Raw genomic sequence first — 21,177 nt, forward strand, 5'->3', positions numbered from 1 at the left:
CGCCGTCGCCAGTTGCCGGGCGCGGCCGTCAGCCAGATCGCGCCTTCTGCATGCGGGCTCGCGCGGACATGGGCTTCGTCTCATGCATATTGTGCATGTTACGATCGGCTAACCCCGGTGGGACCGCCTGGGCTCACTCGTCAACATTCGGGGTCGACATGCCCATCAACTACCTTCGCGAATTCACGAGACCCGAGCGCAGCGACGCGACGAATCGCCGTCTCGGGCGATCGCTTGCGTTCGTCGCGGGCGCGGCCAACGCCGGCGGATTTCTCGTTGTGGGGCAGTACACATCGCACATGTCCGGCATTGTGTCGTCGCTTGCCGATAGCCTCGCGCTCGGCAACATCACTTTCGCCGTAGCGGGATTGAGTTCCTTGTTGTCGTTTCTTGCCGGGGCCGCCACATCCGCGATTCTGATCAACTGGGGCCGCCGCAAGCAGCTACGCAGCCAGTACGCAATGCCGTTGGTCCTCGAGGCCGCGCTGCTTCTCCTCTTCGGGCTTCTTGGCTCGAATCTCGAAGCGCACCACCTGCTGTTCGTGCCCGCGACCGTCTGTCTTCTCTGCTACGTGATGGGCCTGCAGAACGCCGTGATCACAAAGATCTCCAAGGCGGAGATTCGGACGACTCACGTCACCGGCCTCGTCACGGATATTGGAATCGAACTCGGCAAGCTCTTTTACTGGAATGCGGGAACAACGCCCCAGGACTTTGTCCGCGCGGACCGAAAGAAGCTGGTTCTTTTCGGATCGCTGCTACTGTCGTTTCTGACCGGAGGCCTCGCGGGCGCAGCGGGCTTCAGGCACCTCGGGTTCGTCTCGACGGTTCCTCTGGCGATCGTCCTTATCACGCTCGCCGTTGTGCCGATCTTCGACGATATGCTGGCTGAACGCTGTTAGCAGGCAGGCCGCGTTGCGTGGCTTGAGCCCGCATCGTCACGCGGCCGCATAGCCGAGCCGTCTTGCCGCCGTGCCCGCCAGAGCGAGAAGCCGATCGCCGGATGCGGTTGAGGCTCGCCGCTAATCGCCTCTGGCATAAGGAACGGGCAAACCGTTTCTAATGACATACACAGTTGTTGGCGCGCCCTTTAGATTGCCTTCGGCATCAAATGAGTAGGTGCCGGCGATCCCTTTGTATTGTTCCTTCGCCAGCTGTGCGATCAGTTTGCTTTTGTCAGTCGTCGTCGCCGCTTTCGCCATCATGTCGGCCAACATTTTTACTGCATCGTAGTAGTTGACCGCATAAACCTGCATATCGGCATGGTACGTGTCTTTGTACTTCTTGATGAAGTTCCTGCCTTCCTCGGTCTGATCGAGAGCGGTCCCTCCTTGCGAGCAGTAGACGATTGAGGCCGCATCGCCTGCGACCTTTCCCATGTCGGCCGTGCAGATGGCGTCTCCGCCAAGCAACTTCGCTCTCAGACCGCGCTGCCGCATCTGCTTCGCCATCGGCGCGGCTTGCGACGCGTAGCCACCGAAGAAGATCACATCGGGGTTCCTGGCTTTGAGAGCCGTGAGAATGCCGAGGAAATCGGTTGCTTGCCCGTTGGTGAATTGCTTGCCGACAATTTCCAGGCCGTGCGCCTTCGCCGACTCCTCGAACTGCTCCGCAATTCCCTGCCCATACGCAGAGCGGTCGTCGATGATTGCAACCGTTTTGGCCTTCAACTCCTTCGCCGCGAAGTCCCCCATCGTGCCGCCAAGCTGCGCGTCACTGGCACCGATACGGAAGATGTTTTTGAAGCCCTGCTTCGTGATCGACGGGTTCGAGGCGACGGGCAGCAGCGGAATTCCGGCGTTGTTGTAGACACGAGATGCGGGAATCGCCACGCCCGAGTTGTACGGCCCCAGCACGGCGACGACGTTGTGGTCGACAAGGATCTGCGCAATCTGCACGCCGGTCTTGGGATCGGCCTGATCGTCTTGCGATTCCAGCTTGAATGTGACCTTCTTACCCGCTACCACTACCCCCTGCCTGTTGAGTTCATCGATCGCCAGGCGCGCGCCATTTTCATTGTCCTTGCCGTTTGCCGCCTGAGGGCCGGTTAACGGGGCGGAGTGTCCGATCACGACGACTTCCTGCGCCATGGCCGGCAGCGTAAGAGCGACTGCCGTGCAGGCCGTCGCGCCAAGAGTAATGAGTTTGCGCATGCTTTGTCTCCAAACAAGAGGTAGTGTTATTGGCAGGCTTCAAAAGATCATTTGGCCGTCGGCATCGCGAACTCGGCGCCCTTTTCGATGCTCTCAGACCAGCGCTGCATGATCGACTTCTGCCGCGTATAGAAGCGCACGCCTTCTTCGCCATATGCGTGCATGTCGCCGAACAGGCTCCGTTTCCAACCGCCAAACCCGTGCCATGCCATCGGCACCGGAATCGGCACGTTGATGCCGACCATCCCGACTTCGATCCTGCGTCCAAACTCGCGCGCGATATGCCCGTCACTCGTGAAGCACGCCACGCCATTGCCGAACTCGTGCGCGTTGATCAGCTCGACCGCCTGCTTGAAGTCCTTGACGCGCACACAGGCGAGCACCGGTCCGAAGATCTCCTCCTTATAGATGCGCATCTCCGGCGTGACGTTGTCGAACAGCGTGCCGCCGGTGAAGAAACCTTGTTCATGACCCGGCACTTTCAGTCCGCGCCCGTCGACGACCAGCGTCGCGCCTTCCTTGACGCCCTCGGCGATATAGCCTTCGATCCGCTCGAGTGCCTCGCGCGTGACGATCGGACCCATCTCGGCGTCTCGCTCCATGCCGTTCTTCACGATCAGCTCGCGTGTGCGTTCGGCGAGGCGCGGCATGATCCGGTCGGCGACATCGCCCACCAGCAACGCGACCGAAATCGCCATGCAGCGTTCGCCGGCCGAGCCGTAAGCGGCGCCCACCAGCGCGTCGATGGCCTTGTCGATATCGGCGTCCGGCATTACCACCATGTGGTTCTTCGCACCACCCAGTGCCTGGACGCGCTTGCCGTGCTTCGCGCCGGTTTCGTAGATGTAGTTGGCGATCGGCGTCGAACCGACGAAGCTGATGGCCTTGACGTCCGGGTGCGTGAGCAGTGCATCGACGACCGTCTTGTCGCCTTGCACGACGTTGAACACGCCATTGGGCAGCCCGGCCTGCCTGAACAGATCGGCGATGAACAGGGACGCCGACGGATCGCGCTCGCTCGGCTTCAGGATGAACGTATTGCCCGCCGCGATCGCAACGGGGAACATCCAGCACGGCACCATGCAAGGGAAGTTGAACGGGGTAATGCCCGCGACGACACCCAGCGCCTGGCGCGTGGTCCAGTTATCGATCCCGGTGGAGACCTGTTCCGTGTAGTCGCCTTTCAGCAGTTGCGCAATCCCGCAAGCGAACTCGATGATGTCGATCCCGCGCGCAACCTCACCCTGCGCATCCGGGAACACCTTGCCGTGCTCCGCGGTAATGATAGCCGCGAGTTCGTCGCGATGCCGGTTCATCAGATGCAGGAAATTGTGCATCACGCGTGCACGCCGGATAGGCGGCATGTCAGACCACGCCGGAAACGCCGCCTTGGCGCTGCGCACGGCCATGTCGACATCGGCGGCGTCGCCGAGAAGCAGCTTGCGGGGCGTTTCGCCGGTCGCCGGATTGAAGATCGGCTGCGAACGTGCCCCTGCTCCTCTTACGCGCTCGCCATGAATGTAGTGCACGACATCGGTCGTATCGTTGAAAGCGGCTGTCATGTCTGTTCCCTCAATTAAAATTTCGGTATGCAAAATATAGTCGTCGTCCGAGCGGCTCCGACTTGCATCGATTCAGTAAATTGCGTAGACCTTGCGAACCGGCTCCAGGACATCCCAGCGTCCGGTCCAACCGGGCGGCAAGATCACGAGGTCGCCGCCGGCGATCTCGGTCACTTCACCGGTCGAGTCGTCGGTCAGCCTCGCACGGCCGGAAATGATGTACGTGAATTCGGTATCGGGGCGGTTTATCACCGGCCAGCCTCCTGGCTGGCATTCCCATATACCCACATTGCCGACCGCTTCGGGCGCTAGAGTCTGGGCGGCAATCTGGGGATCGCCGCTATCGGCGCCGGCTCGTTGGCCGGCCGCGGCGAGTCGAGCCGAGGCAATCTCGGCGGCTTTGACGATGGTGAACTTCGCCATGTATCACTCCTTTTTCAATGGGCACCGGTCAGCTTCTCGAGAACTCGTGCTGTACGCGATGGTTGTCTGGTTACACGCTCTTCAAAATCACTGAAGCCCGCCGCTGTGAGACCGGCATTCACGCCGATCCAGCGAAACGGCTCCGGCTCCCACGCTGGTGAGCGATGATTGACGACGGGCAAGCGGTTGAGTTCGTCGTGGAGCCCGAGGATAAGATTGCGCAAGATGCGGCCGGCGAGGTTACTGGTGGCGACGCCATCGCCGACGTAATTTCCCGCCCACGCAATGCGCGCGTCGCGGTCCATACTGACGGTCGGACACCAGTCCCGCGACACGCCCAGCGCGCCGCCCCAGCGATGCGTGATGCGCGCATCCGCCAGCGCGGGGAAGAATTCCAGCATGGCCGCGCGGATGTTCGCGTGGACCTTGTCGGCCAGGTCGTCCTCGGGTGCCATTCGCGAGCCGAAGCGGTATGGCGCGCCGCGGCCGCCGAACACCAGACGCCCTTCCGACGTCACCTGGCCGTACACCCGCAGGTGACGCATGTCGTTGAAAGCCAGCCGATGATCGAGCTTCAGCTGCTCGCGAAGCTGCCGGGGCAACGGCTCTGTCGCGAGTACCAGCGAATACAGCGGAATGACGGAGCGGTTGACCGAACACACGTCGTCGTAGTGAAGCCAGCCGTTCTGCTGGTAGAAGCGCATAAGTTGCCAGCCCAGGATGCGCGCTCCCCCGCTGAACCCGTTATACGGGCGCGTGACGGGCCAGCCCCATTGAGGCAACCGGAACACCGTCTGAGGCTTGTCAAAGACAAGTGTGACGAACTGGAAGCGATGCACGACGGGTTCTATGTCATTGCCACTTCCCAGCCGATAACACATGTCACGCGCTGTCTCGTGAGCGCCGCTATCGACAATGCGCGGCGCAGGCACGCGCAGAAACGAAGTCAACTCGATGTCCCTTTTGTTGGGTGCGTGCAACCGGTTTCAAAATCTGGCGTCAAAATGCGGCGTATTCGCAGTCGATGTGACATCGGTGTCGTTCGTGTGGTCGCTGGGATGGCTTAAATAAGTTCAGCGCAGGATTGCCCGAATTAGATCCCGTACTACTGTCCAGACTGTCGCGCGTACCGCTGTGCGTACGGCCATCTCGCCGATGCCCATGCGGCTGCCGTGCCTCACGGGTACGCTAGCAGTCACACTGACTGGAACGCCTAGCCTCCGCTTCAGGGCAGCCGGATCGCGGTCATATTCATCCGCGATGCGACTACGGGCTTCCTCGATGTACTGGACCATTTTTCTGAAGTTTTCCGGGCTGTCTTTGGGACCGCCTTCGCCACGGATGACCTTCGCATTGTTTTCCTCGCAATCCCGGGCGAAACCAAGCACAAGCTTGCGTGCACCATCCTCATCACCGCGACCAGCAGCGCTAAGGAAGAGCCGCCAATGTAGCTCAACCAGATCATCGGCAAATTTCCGCACTTCGGCGTCGCGGCCGATTGTGGCGTCGTCGCTAACCGGCTCCGGATCGAGCGGAAACTCCTGCTCTTGCCTCGTTTGCTCCCCTCGGAAGTATGCGAGGTACTGCTCGCCAAGCCCGGGAATTCCAGCCTCGATCTCATATTCCGCTGCTTTAGCCCTGATGGGCTCTTGCATCCTCATCCCCCAGGTGAGCGCGGACTCTAGGCCAGTCGTTCTATGCAATTCCCGGAATGTCTTCCAGTAATCCCTTGCTAAGGACTGTCCCAATACACGATGGAATTCCAGCGCTCTTTGAAGCGCCGGGTCAGTTTCCGCACGCTCCTTCAACGTCAAGCCTGCACTCATTTTTTTCTTTCTTGCCAGTGGTCGCGGGTACAGCTTCGAATGACGCAAGAATACCCGCCCTGACAAACTTTGCCCAATATTTTGTGAAGACGTGCCCGTGACGCTTGCTTAACGTCGAGCGTCTTAGATTTTGAGGGCGCGGCCTTGGAGCCGGAACATGCGGTAGGCGAGGTGTTACGGGCGTTGCGACGGCAGAAAGGCTTGTCGCAGGAAGCGCTCGCCCATGCTGCCGAGATGGAACGGAACTACGTTTCGCTGATTGAGTTGGGTCGCCACAGCCCGAGCATTCGCGTCATCTGGAAGATATGCGCGGCACTAGACGTGACGCCGTCCGCATTTTTGGCCGCAGCGGAAGCCCGCCTTGCCGAGCATGCGAAACGAACCTCCGCCACCGACTAGCGAACCCGTTACGGTGCTTCGCGTCGCTCGTCGCCGAGTCCAGAGAACAGTTCGAACAACGGCTGATAACGGGCAGCGATCGAATACATGAGATCGCCCGTCGTGGAGTGGCGGCCCAGCGGTGACGTTGTCACAATCCTTCTGCTCTTCAACATTTGAGCCTCTGCTTTCGACACGGGGAAGTCATCGGCCAAGCAACGAATTCCACCACGCGACAGCAGCAGCCGCAGAATGTCGCCAGCGCGATCTGGACGATCACGATAGCAGTCCTGCAACAGCATGGTCAGGTCGCATAGCGCATCCAGAGAATCGTTCACGGTTCCGCCTCGCACGATCCCCAACCGCTCAACGATCGCCCGGCGGGCACCATTGGCCCTTCGCGTGGCCTCGATAGCAATACCCTGAAGCCGTTCAGCAATGCTCTGCCGGCTGTTGCCCGGCGGTTTCTTCAAATAGCGCACCTCAAGCCGGACACGATCGACCGTCTTCGGGTACAGAGCCAAGCGAATGGCGTCGGTCAGCCGGGCGGTGAATGCGATGGTTTCAGGGCTGTCTTCCAGCCTCCACACGCGTTCGCCCGCATCGTTCCCAAGAGCCCACAACGTCGGGCGAAGGTGACGGACATATTCGATAGCATCGAGGTGTCCGAACTCCCAGTATGCCTCAGCCTGCCTTATTGACCACGGCCGCGACGATGCCAGCCACGCGCCATGCGCAGGACGCTCATGTCGCATCTCGACACCAATGACGTGCTCGATCAGCGCATCGATGGCGGTGAGGAACCGCTCCGTCTCGCCGATCATGCCGTACAGTGCAACCGGTTGCAAAAACTGTGTCGGCCGCAGGTTGTCATGAGTCCCGCTGACAGATGTATCGGCAATCGCACGATAGGTCTCTGCGTCCGATGTCAGCAGTTCTCGCCAGTCTGTACAGGTCGGAGAGACGCCACGGCTCTGTGCATGGGCAACCAAGCGCGCTGGGCTCATGGCGGTCCTAAGTTTTAGTCGGACGGGCGGTCTCGCATCCGTCCCGACACCGCCGGCACGCACCGCATGCGCGTTACGGAACTCGACCGACAATTCGATCAGCCATCGTCTTCCTGCCACCGTGCTCCCAAGCGTGAGCTTGATGCCGCCCTCTCCCCGCCCCTCCGACCATGGAGCAAACGCGAGGCAGCGTGCGTCCAACGGTGTGAGCGCTACCGCCGATTGGTGAGCCCGCCCAATCTCAAGGGCTAATTCGATTGGCCCTTCATAGTCGTGCGGTAGGGATTGCAGGAGGTACTCGCGCGTGAACTCCAATCGATCGAGGCATGCAGCTTCGACAGCAAGCTCGGCATCGCCATCAAAGCGAGGCAGCCGATATGGAGCACGGGTGCGCGTGCGGATGAGTACGCCATTCTCGTTCAGCCGACGTGTTGCCATGTTCTCGATCTATCCATCATCGCGTTCTTCGTTTACCCCCTGTAGAGGCAGAATTGCTTCAACGGCCGGAAACCGTACCTTGGCGAGTTCATCGGCCTTACGACTCAGCGCATGACCGGTGCCATAGTGCTCACGCATCGAGTCGCCCTTGGACCACCCGCACAGTTCCTTCACGATGGCATCGGGAATATCGACGACGCGGGTTGCGTCGTTGAAGCCATGCCGGAACGAGTGGAAGTTCAGCCGGCTATCGGTCACCCCTCGTTGCTTCTTGAAACGGCCGAACCACTTAGAAAAGTTGTCGGAGAAGTAACCCGTCGCTGCACGGGTCAGGTCCGGGAACAGGCGCTGCTGCCCCGTCCGCCGAATACCGTCGGCGTAATCAAGAAAGCCAAGCCGCAGCAGCATCGGGTGCACGGGCACTTCACGCTCAGCGTTGCGCGTCTTCACCTTTTTGTCTTCGCCGGCTTCACTCTCCTCCGTGATGCGGATGAACGGGATGCCATCCGTTTCGCGAACGTCGGCCACTTCGAGCTGACACAGTTCGTTCATCCGCGCGCCGTGATACAGCGCGAGCAGCGGCACCCAGTAGCGGCCCAACTGCGTCCGATCGACCTGCCGGTACGGCGTGCGATAAAGGTCTGCCGAGAAGAGCTTCACAAGGTCCACGTCGCCGAACGGTTGGCGGCCCTCGTCCTTGCTACGCTTTTGCTGCGCAGGCTTCAGGCCGTCGGCCGGGGAACGCTCGATGACGTGCTCTCGCACAGCCCACCGAAAGAAACTTGAGAAGTTGAAGAGAATGTTCTCGGCAGTCTTTGCCGAGATTGGGGGCACCCCGTTCCGCTTCGCGTGGTCCGCAGCTTCCAGCAGAGTCATGCCGGAGAATCGCTTCGTTGCGTTAGCTGGCAAGTGTGCCAGTACGTCCAACACTCGACGCGCGTGCTCCCGCGTCACAGCGCCCAACGGGCAGCTACCGCCAGCTACCTCGCGCAGTATTTTGAACCCGGGTTCATAGCCCTTGATGTTCTTGCGGCTAAGGTTCGCACGCTGCGAGTCGTTCGTAAATTTCTCGATCGCCTGATCGACCGTTACGCCGACTTGGGCCTTCAAGGCATCGGAGGACGCAACGCTCTCAGCCGAGCCGCCTACGGGCCGATACAGTGGGTCTTCGATGACGCTGAAAAGCTGACCGTCAACGATGAAGCGACGCGATGCCTTTAAGCACTCTACCTCGCCACGGACCAAGTACTGCGCTAGCGCCTCGACAGCACTTCCGGCCGGCTCCGAATATCCAGCCGTCGCGAGCAGTCGCCGTGCCTCATGCAAGTAAGTGCCAAACGTCTCTTCGTCGGGTGGCAGCAAGCGGCTAAGTTCGGGATCGATATTGCACAGCGCGTCGTTGGCCGTCATTCCAGGCGGAATCGGCTTCCAGAGAGAAGCCGTTGTTTCACGCCAACGTGGCTCGAACCACGTGCGAGCAATCTGCTCAAGCACGCCACGTCCGACCTCTTCGACAGGCGCAGCAACGACGTCCGCGACATTGGTTGCGGCTGCAAGCTCTTTGTGGATTTCAACGAGCGCGGCGGGCAACTTGGCCCGAGCCTCGTTCAGATCCTTAGTATCAAGAGTGCGCTTGATTTCCTGCTTACCAAGGATGGCGACAAGCAACTTGGGAACGCGCTTGCGCGCATAGTAGATGCCACCTCGGCGCACCAATCCCGGTGTATTTTTCATGTCCTCCGAGTCCTCTGTGTACCACTTGTTGTGGACCGCAGGAATCGAAGCCTTTGATTTATCGGGATTTTCCAAGCTGCTCAAGCACTTGGGTGAATTCTGGCGGAGAGACGGGGATTCGAACCCCGGATAGGCTATTAACCTATACACGCTTTCCAGGCGTGCGACTTAAACCGCTCATCCATCTCTCCGCGGGGAGCCGAATTATAGCAAACTTCGCGCCGTGCGCCACACCCATCGTGCAATGCGATCTAGGGATGCCGGATGTAGTCCACCAGCGCCCGCGTATAGGCATCCGGTTTGCGGTCGAAAAGACTCACGCCGATCGTCACCAGAAAACCCGCCGGCACGCCGAATACGCCTGAGCTGATCGGCTCGATGCCGAACCAGCGCGGTCCCGCGAAGCCCGTCATCTGCGCGAAGAAGGGATACGTCGAAACGATGTAGTAGATGCAAACCAGCAGCCCCGCCAGCATGCCGGCCACCGCGCCGAAGCGCGTCGTGCGCTTCCAGAACACGCCGAGCACGAGCACCGGAAAGAGGCTCGATGCCGCCAGTGAAAACGCGGCGCCCACCAGAAACAGAATGTTGCCCGTATTGAGCGACGCCACATACGAAGCGAACAGCGCCACACCCAGCAGCAGGATCTTCGAAATGGTCACGCGCCGCTGACTGGACGCGCCCGGATCGACCATGTGGTAATACACGTCGTGCGACAACGCGTTGGCGATCGTGAGCAGCAGACCATCGGCGGTCGACAGCGCCGCGGCCAGCGCGCCCGCCGCGACGAGTCCCGACATCACGTACGGCAGCCCCGCGATCTCGGGCGCGGCGAGCACCACCATATCGGGCTGCATCTGAATCTCGCTCCATCGCACGATACCGTCGCCGTTGGTGTCCGCGAGACTGATCAGGCTCGGCTCGACCTTGCGCCATTGCGTGAGCCATTGCGGCAAATCGGCAAAGTGATGCCCGACGAGGTTCGTCAATATCTCGTACTTGATCAGCACCGCGAGCACCGGCACGGTCAGATAAAACAGCGCGACAAAAAAGAGCGTCCAGCCCACGGACCGCCGCGCGGAAGCCACCGAGGTCGTCGTGTTATAGCGCGTCAGAATGTGCGGCAAACTCGCCGTCCCGAGCGAAAGGCACAGCAGCAGCGAAAGAAAATTGAGTTCGTGCATGCGGCGGTCGTCGCCGCTTGCAGCGGGAAACGGCTCGTGCATCGGCAGCGGCGGCGCCGCGCGCATCAGCATGTCATCGCGTTGCTGAGTCCACACGATCTGCGCGGCGGCGGCATCGCGTGGAAACTGTTCGAGCGCCTTCTCGCGCTCCTTGATCTCGCGCAGCGGACCATTGCGGCGGCGCAAGTCGGCCACTTCATGCGTGAGCCGCAGTTTTTCTTCGACGAACGAATGCGGCAGCGCGTCGAGCCGCTGCTGCATCAGCGTGGCGCGGTGCCGATAATCATCGCGCACGGTCTGTTCGAGCGGCGCCTCGCGCACCTGCTTCTCGAGATCCTCCACGCGCTCCATCAATCGGCCGTAGCTCAATTGCGGCACCCAGCCGAGGCCGTCTTTGTGCGCGATCATCGAGACCGGAATCAGAAACGCCGCGATCAGAATGATGTATTGCGCGACCTGCGTCCACGTCACCGCGCGCATGCCGCCGAGAAACGAACACACGAGAATGCCGGCGAGCCCGCAGAAAATGCCGACGGCGAAATCGACGCCGATGAAGCGCGTCGCAATCAGACCGACGCCCTGGATCTGCGCGACGAGATAGACGAACGAACACAGGATCGCGGACAACGCGGCGAGCCCGCGCACCGCGTTGCTCGAAAAGCGTGTGCCGAGAAAGTCGGGAATCGTGTAGCGCGCGAGCTTGCGCACGTAGGGCGCGAGCAGAAATGCCACGAGGCAATAGCCGCCCGTCCAGCCCATCAGATACGCGAGGCCGTCGTAGCCGGTTGCGTAAATCGACCCGGCGAGGCCGATGAACGACGCCGCCGAGAGCCAATCGGCCGCGGTCGCCATGCCGTTGAACGCGGACGGCACGCGCCGCCCCGCCACGTAGTATTCGACGAGATCCGACGTGCGCGACAGCAAGCCAATCACCGCGTATACCGCGATCGGCACGAACAGGAACACATAGCCGATCCACATGCCCGGTCCCGTCGTGCGCTCGATGCGCCACATCACGTAGATAAAAAGCAGGAAACCGAGCGTGTAAAACGCGTAGGAGCGGATCAACCGGTTCGTGAGCTTCATCAGCTCAGGTTCCGCGCACGCTGGCATCGGCGGCGGCAGCCGGGCTTGCCGCCGGGTTGACGCCTGCGCCTGAATTCGCGCCTGAATTCGCGGCGACATGGGCGTCGGCATCGAACGCGCGTTGCAAGTGACGGTCAGCGCGCTGCATCCACACAATGTAGACGACGATCAACGCGAGGTAGATCAGGATCGCGCCCTGAGCGCCGAAGTAAAACGGCAACCTGAAGCCGGCAAAACGCATCTGCGCCAGCGCGGGCGCAACCAGCGGCAACAGGAACGACACCGCGAAGCCGACGCTCATCAATGCCGCGATCAACACGAGGTTGAAACGCCAGTACTTCCGATGCGCGCGCGCGAGCGTCTCCGACACCACCGGCGGTTCGGGCGCGGGATTGAGCGTTGCGTGAGAGGAATGGTGCGGCGCGGCCATGCGCCTATGTATCAAAAAGCCACCGGGCAGGCAATCGGGATTGACCGCGCGGTGGCTTATCGAAGGATATTGAAGGATGTTGAAGGCTTCACTCAGGAGCACGTCATTCGACAGGCTCCTGAGCGGTCATGCACGAACGGCACGCTTACAGCGACTCGCCGAGCTGATCGAGAATCGCCGGATTTTCCAGCGTCGACACATCTTGCGTGATCGCCTCGCCCTTCGCGAGCGAACGCAGCAGACGGCGCATGATCTTGCCCGAACGCGTCTTCGGCAGATTCTCGCCGAAGCGGATGTCTTTAGGCTTCGCGATCGGACCGATTTCCTTGCCGACCCAGTTGCGCAGTTCGTTCGCGAGCTTCACCGCTTCCTCGCCTTGCGGACGCGCGCGCTTCAACACGACGAACGCGCACACCGCTTCGCCCGTCGTGGCATCGGGACGCCCCACCACCGCGGCTTCCGCGACAATCGGATTCGACACTAGCGCCGATTCGATTTCCATTGTGCCGAGGCGGTGACCCGACACATTGAGCACGTCGTCGATACGGCCCATGATCGTGAAGTAGCCGGTTTCCTTGTCGCGCACCGCGCCGTCGCCGGCGAGATACAGCTTGCCGCCGAGTTCCTCGGGAAAATAGCTCTTTTTGTAGCGGTCCGGATCGCCCCAGACGTTGCGCAGCATGGACGGCCACGGCCGCTTCACCACAAGAATGCCGCCCTGCCCGTTCGGCACGTCCTGCCCGGTTTCGTCGACGACCGCCGCCATGATTCCCGGCAGCGGCAGCGTGCACGAACCCGGCACGAGCGGCGTCGCGCCCGGCAGCGGCGTGATCATGTGGCCGCCGGTTTCGGTTTGCCACCACGTGTCGACAATCGGGCAACGCGAGCCGCCGACGTTCTCGTGATACCACACCCACGCCTCGGGATTGATCGGCTCGCCCACCGTGCCGATGATACGCAGCGACGACAGGTCGTAGCTCTTCGGATGCACTTTGCCGTCCGCTTCGGCGGCCTTGATCAGCGAGCGGATCGCGGTCGGCGCCGTGTAGAAGATCGACACCTTGTGCTTCGCGATCATGTCCCAGAAGCGGCCGGCGTTCGGATAAGTGGGCACGCCTTCGAACACGACCTGGGTGCCGCCGAGCGTGAGCGGACCATATGTGATGTAGGTATGGCCCGTGACCCAGCCGATGTCGGCCGTACACCAGAACACATCGTTCTGTTTCCAGTCGAAGGTCCATTTCATGGTCTGCGCGGCCCACAGCAGATAGCCGCCGGTGCTGTGCTGAACGCCCTTCGGCTTGCCCGTCGAACCGGACGTGTAGAGGATGAAAAGCGGATGCTCCGCACCGACCCACTCGGGCGCGCATTGATCGGATTCGGCTTGCGTAAGCTCGTGCATCCACAGGTCGCGGCCTTCGTTCCAGGCAACCTTGCCGCCGGTGCGCCGATAGACGATCACGCTCTTCACCGCCTCGCAGCCGCCCATGGCGAGCGCTTCGTCGGCGATGTTCTTCAGCGGCAAGGCCTTGCCGCCGCGCATCTGTTCATCCGAAGTGACGAGCGCGACCGCGCCCACATCCACGAGGCGCTCGTTGAGCGACTTCGACGAAAAGCCGCCGAACACCACCGAATGCGTCGCGCCGATCCGCGCGCACGCCTGCATCGCGACAACGCCTTCGATCGACATCGGCATATAGATCACGACGCGATCGCCTTTCTTCACGCCGCGCTTTTTCAGCGCATTCGCAAAGCGCGACACGCGTTGCAGCAGATCCTGATAGGTGACGTGAGTGACACTGCCGTCGTCGGCTTCGAAAATAATCGCGACGCGCTCACCGTTGCCCGCTTCCACATGACGGTCGATGCTGTTGTACGACGCATTCAGCAGGCCATCTTCGTACCACGTGTAGAACGGCGCGTTCAATTCGTCGAGCACCTTGGTGAAAGGCTTGTTCCAGCTTAACGTTTCGCGAGCGAGGCGGCCCCAAAAGCCCTCATAGTCGCGTTCCGCCTCGGCGGCGAGCGCATGGTAGGCGTCCATGCCGGAGATCGTGGCGCCGGCCGCTGCTTCAGCGGAGGGCGGGAAAACACGGTGTTCCTGAAGAACCGATTCAATCGCAGACATCGACAACCCCTTGGTGAAGATGAAAAACGTAAAACCTGTGCCGGCGCACCTTCTGGCGCGCCCTGTCTTGTAGACGCCGCAATCGGAACCCGACTGACGGCGCGCTGTCTCCCGCCCTCGCGCCGCGCCCACCCAAGCCGCAATCAGCCGCCGCGCCGCGGCCCTTTGCCTATGCCTGCATGCGTGTGGCAACGCGACATGAATGCAGGCGAGGCGACGTCCGCGCTCGTGCTCAACCTTAAGCGGTGCAACTTACCGGCCACTTACGCGAGCCGCAAGCGTATGCCCCGCAAAAACCCTTATGTCATTCGTACGACGCACTTATCGTGCATTGCGTACCTAATACAATGCTAACTGAACTAGCCGCCTGGATTCCATTGGAATCGCTCCGCCTTGTTTCTCGCTTTTTTTCCCGGCTCTTTTCTCATTAGCCGCCACGCCGTCGCGCTTCCCGGCGAGCGTGCCCGCCGCGCCGCAGCAAATCCGGCCGACGCTGTACAATAGCGCGCCTGACACAAGGGTTGCCGGCCGGGGCTTCCCGCCTGCGCCGCGCCGCCCGCGCCTCGCTTTGCGTGCCCGGCCCGCGCGCGTGAATCGCACGCGGGCCGGCGCGTTTGGTCCACGATCCGTCACCTGCGTTCAATCCGACTCTGCCCATGTCCGCTTTGCGACCCGACTCCGCGCGTCAACGCCGACCCATGCGCCCGCTGCCTGTCGTCATCTTCATGAGCCGCTGGCTCCAGGTGCCGCTCTATCTGGGGTTGATCGTCGCTCAAGGCGTGTACGTGGTGCTGTTCCTGAAGGAAGTCTGGCATCTGGTCACGGCGTCCATGACGCTCGACGAAACCAGCATCATGCTGGTCGTGCTCGGCCTGATCGACGTGGTCATGATCTCGAACCTGCTGATCATGGTGATCATCGGCGGGTATGAAACCTTCGTGTCGCGTCTCGGCGTGGAAGGCCATCCGGACGAACCGGAGTGGCTCGACCATGTGAACGCCGGCGTGCTGAAAGTGAAGCTCTCCATGGCGCTCATCAGCATCTCGTCGATCCATCTGCTGAAAACGTTTATCAGCCCCGACCAGAACACGACCCACACCATCATGTGGCAGGTCATCATTCACGTGGCGTTCCTCGTCTCGGCGCTCGTTATGGCCTTTGTCGACCGTCTGACCACGCACACGCATCCCAGCCATTTTCAGGAACCCGCGGATTTGCGTCCGCTGGGTTCCAGCGGTTCCACTCCCCTGAAAGCGCACGACTGACCGCATAGCCTGCGAACAGAAAGAAGCGCCACTGTCCCCACCGAGCTTAGCCATGACCGTCATCAAACAGGAAGATCTGATTCAGAGCATTGCTGATTCGCTTCAGTACATCAGCTATTACCATCCGCTCGATTACATCCAGGCCTTGGGCCGCGCGTACGAACTCGAACAGAGCCCGGCCGCGAAAGATGCCATCGCGCAGATTCTCACGAACAGCCGCATGTGCGCCGAGGGCAAGCGTCCGATCTGCCAGGACACGGGCATCGTCACGGTATTCGTGAAGATCGGCATGGACGTGCGTTGGGACGGCGCGACGATGGGCGTCACCGACATGATCAACGAAGGCGTGCGCCGCGGTTATCTGAACCCGGACAACGTGCTGCGCGCGTCGATCGTGAGCCCGCCCGAAGGCGGCCGCAAGAATACGAAGGACAACACGCCGGCCGTGATCCACTACGAGATCGTGCCGGGCGACAAGGTTGACGTGCAGGTCGCGGCCAAGGGCGGCGGCTCGGAAAACAAGTCGAAGTTCGCCATGCTCAACCCGTCGGACTCGATCGTCGACTGGATTCTGAAGACCGTGCCGACCATGGGCGCGGGCTGGTGCCCGCCGGGCATGCTCGGCATCGGCATCGGCGGCACGGCTGAGAAGGCGATGGTCATGGCCAAGGAATCGCTGATGGACCCGATCGACATTCAGGACGTGATCGCACGCGGCCCTAAAGACTGGATCGAGGAACTGCGCGTCGAACTGCACGAGAAGGTCAATGCGCTCGGCATCGGCGCACAGGGTCTGGGCGGCCTCGCCACCGTGCTCGACGTGAAGATCATGGCCGCGCCGACGCACGCCGCGTCCAAGCCGATCGCGATCATCCCGAACTGCGCGGCCACGCGTCACGCGCACTTCACGCTCGACGGCTCGGGCGTCGCGAAGCTCGAGGCGCCGTCGCTCGACGCATGGCCGAAAGTGCAATGGGAACCGAACACGGAAACCAGCAAACGCGTCGATCTGAACACGCTGACGCCGGCAGAAGTCGCCGCGTGGAAGCCGGGCCAGACGCTGCTCCTGTCGGGCAAGATGTTGACGGGCCGCGACGCCGCGCATAAGCGCATCGCCGACATGCTGGCGAAGGGCGAAAAGCTCCCGGTCGACTTCACGAACCGCGTGATCTACTACGTCGGCCCGGTCGATCCGGTGCGCGACGAAGCCGTCGGCCCGGCGGGCCCGACCACCGCCACGCGCATGGACAAGTTCACCGAGACCATGCTCGCGCAAACAGGCCTCATTTCGATGATCGGCAAGGCCGAGCGCGGCCCGGTCGCGATCGAGGCGATCAAGAAGCACAAGGCCGCGTATCTGATGGCCGTGGGCGGCGCGGCGTACCTCGTGTCGAAAGCGATTCGCAGCGCGAAGGTGCTCGCATTCGAAGACCTCGGCATGGAAGCGATCTACGAGTTCGACGTACAGGACATGCCGGTGACAGTCGCAGTCGATTCGACCGGCACCTCGGTCCACCAGACCGGCCCGAAGGAATGGCAAGCGAAGATCGGCAAGATTCCGGTCGCAACCGCCTGATTCGCCGCTCACGCGTTTCGCGTGAAGTGAGAAGCCGGGACCACGGTCCCGGCTTTTTTCATGACCGGCCACGCGCCGCGAACATCGCCGGGAAAGGCTCCGAAAGATGTTCCGTTCTCTTGGCTTTTTCAGGCACGGCGTTTATTGTTGTTGAAAATCGAAGTCCCCCAGAAAGGAAAGATCATGCAAGGCGACAAGAAAGTTATCGAGTACCTCAACGCGCAGTTGAAAAACGAACTGACCGCGATCAACCAGTACTTCCTGCACGCGCGGATGTACAAGCATTGGGGCCTCGATAAACTCGGCAAGCATGAATACGACGAGTCGATCGGCGAAATGAAACATGCCGACTGGCTGATCGAACGGGTTTTCATGCTCGACGGCCTGCCGAACCTGCAAGATCTGCACAAGCTGCTGATCGGCGAGGAAACCAAAGAAATTCTCGAATGCGATCTGAAACTCGAACAGATTTCGCAAAGCACTTGCAAGGAAGCCATTGCATATTGCGAATCGGTTCGCGATTTCATCTCGCGCGAAATCTTCGTGAAGATTCTCGACGACACCGAAGAGCATATCGACTGGCTCGAAACCCAACTCGATCTGATCGACAAGGTCGGCATTCAGAATTACCAGCAAACCGCCATGGGCTCCGTAGAGTCCTGAACGGCCGCATCGTTGAATTGCACGCCAGGTCCGCGCAACGGCGCATGCGCCGCGCGGGCGATATACTGGCGCGCTTGCCTTTCCCACGATTTGTCTGAGCGCCGCCTCGCGCGCGTCTGATCGCTTATGTCCGCAGAATTATCGTCTTCGAATGCGTCAATCGCCTCGCCGAAGGCGGATTCGCGCGCGCCGGTCGGCATTTTCGATTCGGGTCTGGGCGGCTTGTCGGTGCTGCGGGCGGTTCGGGCGCAATTGCCCGGCGAGGCGCTGCTGTATGTCGCCGACTCGCTCTACGCGCCCTATGGCGAGCGTGACGACGACTTCATCGCCGACCGCACGCTGGCCATCGGCGAGTGGCTCGTCAAACAGGGCGCGAAGGCGCTCGTGGTCGCTTGCAATACGGCGACGGCGCAATCCATTGCGCTGGTTCGCGAAAAGCTGCCGATTCCGCTCGTCGGCGTCGAGCCGGGCATCAAACCCGCCGCGCTGCAATCGAAAACCCGTGTCGCCGGCGTGCTGGCCACGCAGGTCACGTTGCGCAGCGCACGCTTTCAGGCGCTCCTCGAACGCTACGCCGCCGATTGCCGCTTTCTGTGCCAGCCCGGCCACGGGCTCGTGCAGGCCGTGGAGCGCTGCGACGTCGGTTCGGCCGAACTACGGGCCCGCCTGCGCGACTATCTTCAGCCGATGCTCGATGCGGGCGCCGACACGCTGGTGCTCGGCTGCACTCACTATCCGTTCCTCGACGCGGCGATTCGCGACATTGTCGGCGACCGGCTGGCGCTGATCGACACGAGCGTCGCCATTGCCCGCCAGCTGGAGCGCGTGCTGGAGCAGCACGGCCTGCGCGCCGCGCCGAACACGGCGGGCGCCGCGCTGCCCCGTTTCTATTCCACCGGCGACGGCACACATCTGCGGCAACTCGTCGCGACGCTGCTGCATATCGACGCCGATGTCGAGCACGTCGCGATTCCCTCCCGTCGGACGGCGGCATTGGCTTCCCAGCCGGCCTGAAGGCCGCTTCTGGCGCAGTTTTTCGCGTCCCGCCCGCGCGCTTTTCATTCAGATCGAACGCATTGCGCGGCACGCCGGGCGGACGCGCACTGCTTCGCCTCGCCGCCGAAACCCTTCTAAGAGTCTGGTTTTGTTACAAAAAAGCCCCTCCGACGCTTGCCAAACGCCTCAAACATAATGATAATAATTCGCATTAACGTTAGCTGTGACGCCCGCCATGATTGTCTGTGTCTGCAAGTCCGTTTCTGACCGAAAGATCCGTGCCTCGATCGCAGAAGGCGTCGATTCGTTCGACGAGCTGCAATTCGAACTCGGCGTGGCTTCCTGCTGCGGCAAGTGCGCGGATTCCGTGCGCGACGTCATGATGCAAAGCGGCGTATGCGCGAGCCGCTGCGGCTTCGAGCATCATCAGCAAGCCGTGCCGCTGACGTTCTACGAACGCAAGGCGGCCTGAACCGGTTTATCCGGGCCTGGCGCAGCGCTCGTTTCGGCGCCCGCGCCGCTTCTGCCTTGCCGTTTGTCGCCGTTTGTCGCCGTTTGTCGCCGTTTGTCGCCGTTTGTCGCCGTTTGTCGCCGTTTGTCGCTGCTGCACCCTTCACTGCTGCACCTGTTTCCAGCGTTGTTATCCCACTGCCGTCAGCAAGCCAGTACCCGTACCAGCCAGCTACCCGCTCACCCGTCAATGGAGTTCGAGATGGAATTGCTGATTGGTTTCGTGACCACCTTGTTCATTTCGCTGCTGATCTTTCGAACATGACGAAGTCTTGCCAGACGCGCTGCATCGACAGCGCGCCGCCACGCTAACATGCAGGCCTCGCATACCGTTTCCGCCGGTGCCGCACCGGCTTCATCCTCCCGAATGAATCCCCGCGTCCTGAGCGCGACCGCCATGGTCGCGGTGGTTCACATTGCATTGCTTGCCGTGATCGTCCCGGCGCATCACGAACCCGTTCAGCCCGCGCTGGAATCGCACGTCATGACCGCGCAACTGCTGCCGCCCGCGCCCGCCGCCGCGCCGGTCGCGATGCAGTCGATCGCGCCGCCGCCCACGCCCGCGCCGCCGGTTCGCAGCAAGCCCAAGGTGCAGCCCAGGCCGACGCTTAAGCCGACGCCTAAGCCGACGCTCACGCCATTGCACGAAGCGCCCGCGCCGTCGCCCGTAGCCGCCGCGGCGCCGACGCCGCCCGCGCCTGCCGCTGCGGTTGCGCCGGCAACGCCCGCCGCGCCCGCGATCGGCCGTCAAACGATGGAAATCACCGCGCCGAAGAACGTCTCGCACCTCGACTGCAATATTGCCAAGCCGGACTATCCGGCGCTTTCCAGGCGGCGCGGCGAAACAGGCACCGCGTATGTGAAGTTCGTGGTTGGCCTCACCGGCAAGCTAGAAAACATCGAATTGAAGAAAAGCAGCGGCTTTTCGCGTCTGGACGACGCCGCGCTCGCCGCCGCGCATGCGAGCGCGTGCAAGCCCTATCTGGAGGACGGCCAGCCGGTCCGAGCCGCCTATACCCAGCCTTACAACTTCAATCTCGAAGATTGAAGCGAATTTCGAAAAAAAGGAATTGCAATGCAAAACTACGGATTGGCGCATGTGTGGGCGCAAGGGGATTTCGTCACGCGCGGCATCGCGCTCGCGTTGCTGGTGATGTCGGTGATGTCGTGGAGCGTGATCGTCATCAAGGGATGGAACGTGATGCGTCTGAACCGCCTCACGAAGAACGCCGAACAGGCGTTCTGGCATTCGGACGATCTCGCCGACGGCGTGAAGAAGCTGGGCGCCGGCTCGTCGACGCCGCAGGCCAACCCGTTCCTCGCGCTCGCGCTGTCGGGCCAGGAAGCAGCCGATCATCATCACCAGACACAGCCGCATCTGCACGATCGCATGGACGTGTCCGACTGGATCACGCGCTGCCTGAAGGACACGATGGACGAAAGCGTCGCGCGCATGCAGAGCGGTCTCGCGATTCTCGCGTCGATCGGCAGCACGGCGCCGTTCGTCGGTCTGTTCGGCACGGTGTGGGGCATCTATCACGCGCTGCTGGCGATCGGCGCAAGCGGCCAGTCGTCGATCGACCAGGTGGCGGGACCGGTCGGCGAAGCGCTGATCATGACCGCGTTCGGTCTCTTCGTCGCGATTCCGGCCGTGCTCGGCTACAACGCGCTGACGCGCGCGAACAAGTCGATCGTCGCCAAGCTGAGCCGCTTCGCGCACGGCTTGCACGCCTTCTTCGTGACGGGCGCGCGCCTGTCGTCGTCCAAACGCGGCGACGGCCTGCGTCTCGCCACTCGCGCCAACTGAAGCGCCAACTG

General features: G+C 61.7%; 19 protein-coding genes and 1 tRNA gene. 9 read left to right on the forward strand and 11 right to left on the reverse strand.

The window, feature by feature from the left end; genetic code table 11:
• Positions 1–158: 158 nt before the first annotated feature.
• Positions 159–902, forward strand: a complete 744-nt coding sequence (locus tag VOM14_RS21060) for a YoaK family protein (protein WP_327630723.1) — start codon at positions 159–161, stop codon at positions 900–902.
• A gap of 120 nt (positions 903–1,022) precedes the next feature.
• Here VOM14_RS21060 and VOM14_RS21065 read toward each other — a convergent pair whose 3' ends face one another.
• From VOM14_RS21065 to VOM14_RS21085, 5 genes are all read right to left on the reverse strand, one after another.
• The gene (locus VOM14_RS21065) at positions 1,023–2,153 is read right to left on the reverse strand and encodes a branched-chain amino acid ABC transporter substrate-binding protein (protein ID WP_327630674.1); all 1,131 of its coding nucleotides are present in this window, start codon (positions 2,151–2,153) and stop codon (positions 1,023–1,025) included.
• A 47-nt stretch (positions 2,154–2,200) separates the two neighbouring features.
• On the reverse strand, positions 2,201–3,715 hold the full coding sequence (locus VOM14_RS21070) for a CoA-acylating methylmalonate-semialdehyde dehydrogenase (RefSeq protein ID WP_327630675.1): 1,515 nt from the start codon (positions 3,713–3,715) through the stop codon (positions 2,201–2,203).
• Positions 3,716–3,787: 72 nt separating this feature from the next.
• The gene (locus VOM14_RS21075) at positions 3,788–4,138 is read right to left on the reverse strand and encodes a cupin domain-containing protein (protein WP_327630676.1); all 351 of its coding nucleotides are present in this window, start codon (positions 4,136–4,138) and stop codon (positions 3,788–3,790) included.
• 14 nt (positions 4,139–4,152) lie between these two features.
• A complete protein-coding gene (locus VOM14_RS21080) occupies positions 4,153–5,088 on the reverse strand; it encodes an NAD(P)/FAD-dependent oxidoreductase (RefSeq protein ID WP_327630677.1) in 936 nt (311 codons plus the stop codon).
• A 123-nt stretch (positions 5,089–5,211) separates the two neighbouring features.
• Positions 5,212–5,793: a hypothetical protein gene (locus VOM14_RS21085; protein WP_327630678.1), complete on the reverse strand. Its 582-nt coding sequence runs from the start codon at positions 5,791–5,793 to the stop codon at positions 5,212–5,214.
• A gap of 315 nt (positions 5,794–6,108) precedes the next feature.
• Here VOM14_RS21085 and VOM14_RS21090 point away from each other — a divergent pair, with 315 nt between their 5' ends.
• On the forward strand, positions 6,109–6,363 hold the full coding sequence (locus VOM14_RS21090; protein ID WP_327630679.1) for a helix-turn-helix domain-containing protein: 255 nt from the start codon (positions 6,109–6,111) through the stop codon (positions 6,361–6,363).
• 8 nt (positions 6,364–6,371) lie between these two features.
• Here the strand turns inward: VOM14_RS21090 and VOM14_RS21095 are convergent, their stop codons facing one another.
• The 6 genes from VOM14_RS21095 to acs form a co-directional block, all read right to left on the reverse strand.
• A complete protein-coding gene (locus VOM14_RS21095; protein WP_327630680.1) occupies positions 6,372–7,787 on the reverse strand; it encodes a hypothetical protein in 1,416 nt (471 codons plus the stop codon).
• Between the two features lie 9 nt (positions 7,788–7,796).
• Positions 7,797–9,521, reverse strand: coding sequence for a site-specific integrase (locus VOM14_RS21100; protein ID WP_327630681.1), 1,725 nt, complete (start codon positions 9,519–9,521; stop codon positions 7,797–7,799).
• Between the two features lie 100 nt (positions 9,522–9,621).
• Positions 9,622–9,712: transfer RNA gene (locus tag VOM14_RS21105), tRNA-Ser, on the reverse strand.
• A gap of 60 nt (positions 9,713–9,772) precedes the next feature.
• Positions 9,773–11,791: a sodium:solute symporter family protein gene (locus tag VOM14_RS21110; protein WP_327630682.1), complete on the reverse strand. Its 2,019-nt coding sequence runs from the start codon at positions 11,789–11,791 to the stop codon at positions 9,773–9,775.
• A gap of 4 nt (positions 11,792–11,795) precedes the next feature.
• Positions 11,796–12,221 (reverse strand): DUF4212 domain-containing protein, encoded by a 426-nt coding sequence (locus tag VOM14_RS21115; RefSeq protein WP_327630683.1) that lies wholly within the window; start codon positions 12,219–12,221, stop codon positions 11,796–11,798.
• Between the two features lie 145 nt (positions 12,222–12,366).
• A complete protein-coding gene (gene acs / locus VOM14_RS21120) occupies positions 12,367–14,349 on the reverse strand; it encodes an acetate--CoA ligase (RefSeq protein WP_327630684.1) in 1,983 nt (660 codons plus the stop codon).
• Positions 14,350–15,047: 698 nt separating this feature from the next.
• On the opposite strand from acs, the gene VOM14_RS21125 reads away from it, so the two are divergent.
• The 7 genes from VOM14_RS21125 (at position 15,048) to VOM14_RS21155 (ending at position 21,166) form a co-directional block, all read left to right on the forward strand.
• Entirely contained in the window at positions 15,048–15,614 is a 567-nt protein-coding gene (locus tag VOM14_RS21125) for a TIGR00645 family protein (protein ID WP_327630685.1), read from the forward strand.
• Positions 15,615–15,666: 52 nt separating this feature from the next.
• The gene (locus tag VOM14_RS21130; protein WP_327630686.1) at positions 15,667–17,190 is read left to right on the forward strand and encodes a fumarate hydratase; all 1,524 of its coding nucleotides are present in this window, start codon (positions 15,667–15,669) and stop codon (positions 17,188–17,190) included.
• Positions 17,191–17,373: 183 nt separating this feature from the next.
• On the forward strand, positions 17,374–17,853 hold the full coding sequence (gene bfr / locus VOM14_RS21135) for a bacterioferritin (RefSeq protein ID WP_327630687.1): 480 nt from the start codon (positions 17,374–17,376) through the stop codon (positions 17,851–17,853).
• Between the two features lie 126 nt (positions 17,854–17,979).
• Entirely contained in the window at positions 17,980–18,867 is an 888-nt protein-coding gene (gene murI, locus VOM14_RS21140) for a glutamate racemase (protein ID WP_327630688.1), read from the forward strand.
• Positions 18,868–19,084: 217 nt separating this feature from the next.
• Positions 19,085–19,321 (forward strand): (2Fe-2S)-binding protein, encoded by a 237-nt coding sequence (locus VOM14_RS21145; RefSeq protein ID WP_102635636.1) that lies wholly within the window; start codon positions 19,085–19,087, stop codon positions 19,319–19,321.
• Between the two features lie 351 nt (positions 19,322–19,672).
• Complete coding sequence (locus VOM14_RS21150) at positions 19,673–20,407, forward strand: energy transducer TonB (RefSeq protein ID WP_327630689.1); 735 nt, start codon at positions 19,673–19,675, stop codon at positions 20,405–20,407.
• Between the two features lie 27 nt (positions 20,408–20,434).
• On the forward strand, positions 20,435–21,166 hold the full coding sequence (locus VOM14_RS21155; RefSeq protein ID WP_327630690.1) for a MotA/TolQ/ExbB proton channel family protein: 732 nt from the start codon (positions 20,435–20,437) through the stop codon (positions 21,164–21,166).
• Positions 21,167–21,177: the final 11 nt, after the last annotated feature.

Source organism: Paraburkholderia sp. MPAMCS5 (assembly GCF_036016995.1).
GTDB lineage: Bacteria > Pseudomonadota > Gammaproteobacteria > Burkholderiales > Burkholderiaceae > Paraburkholderia.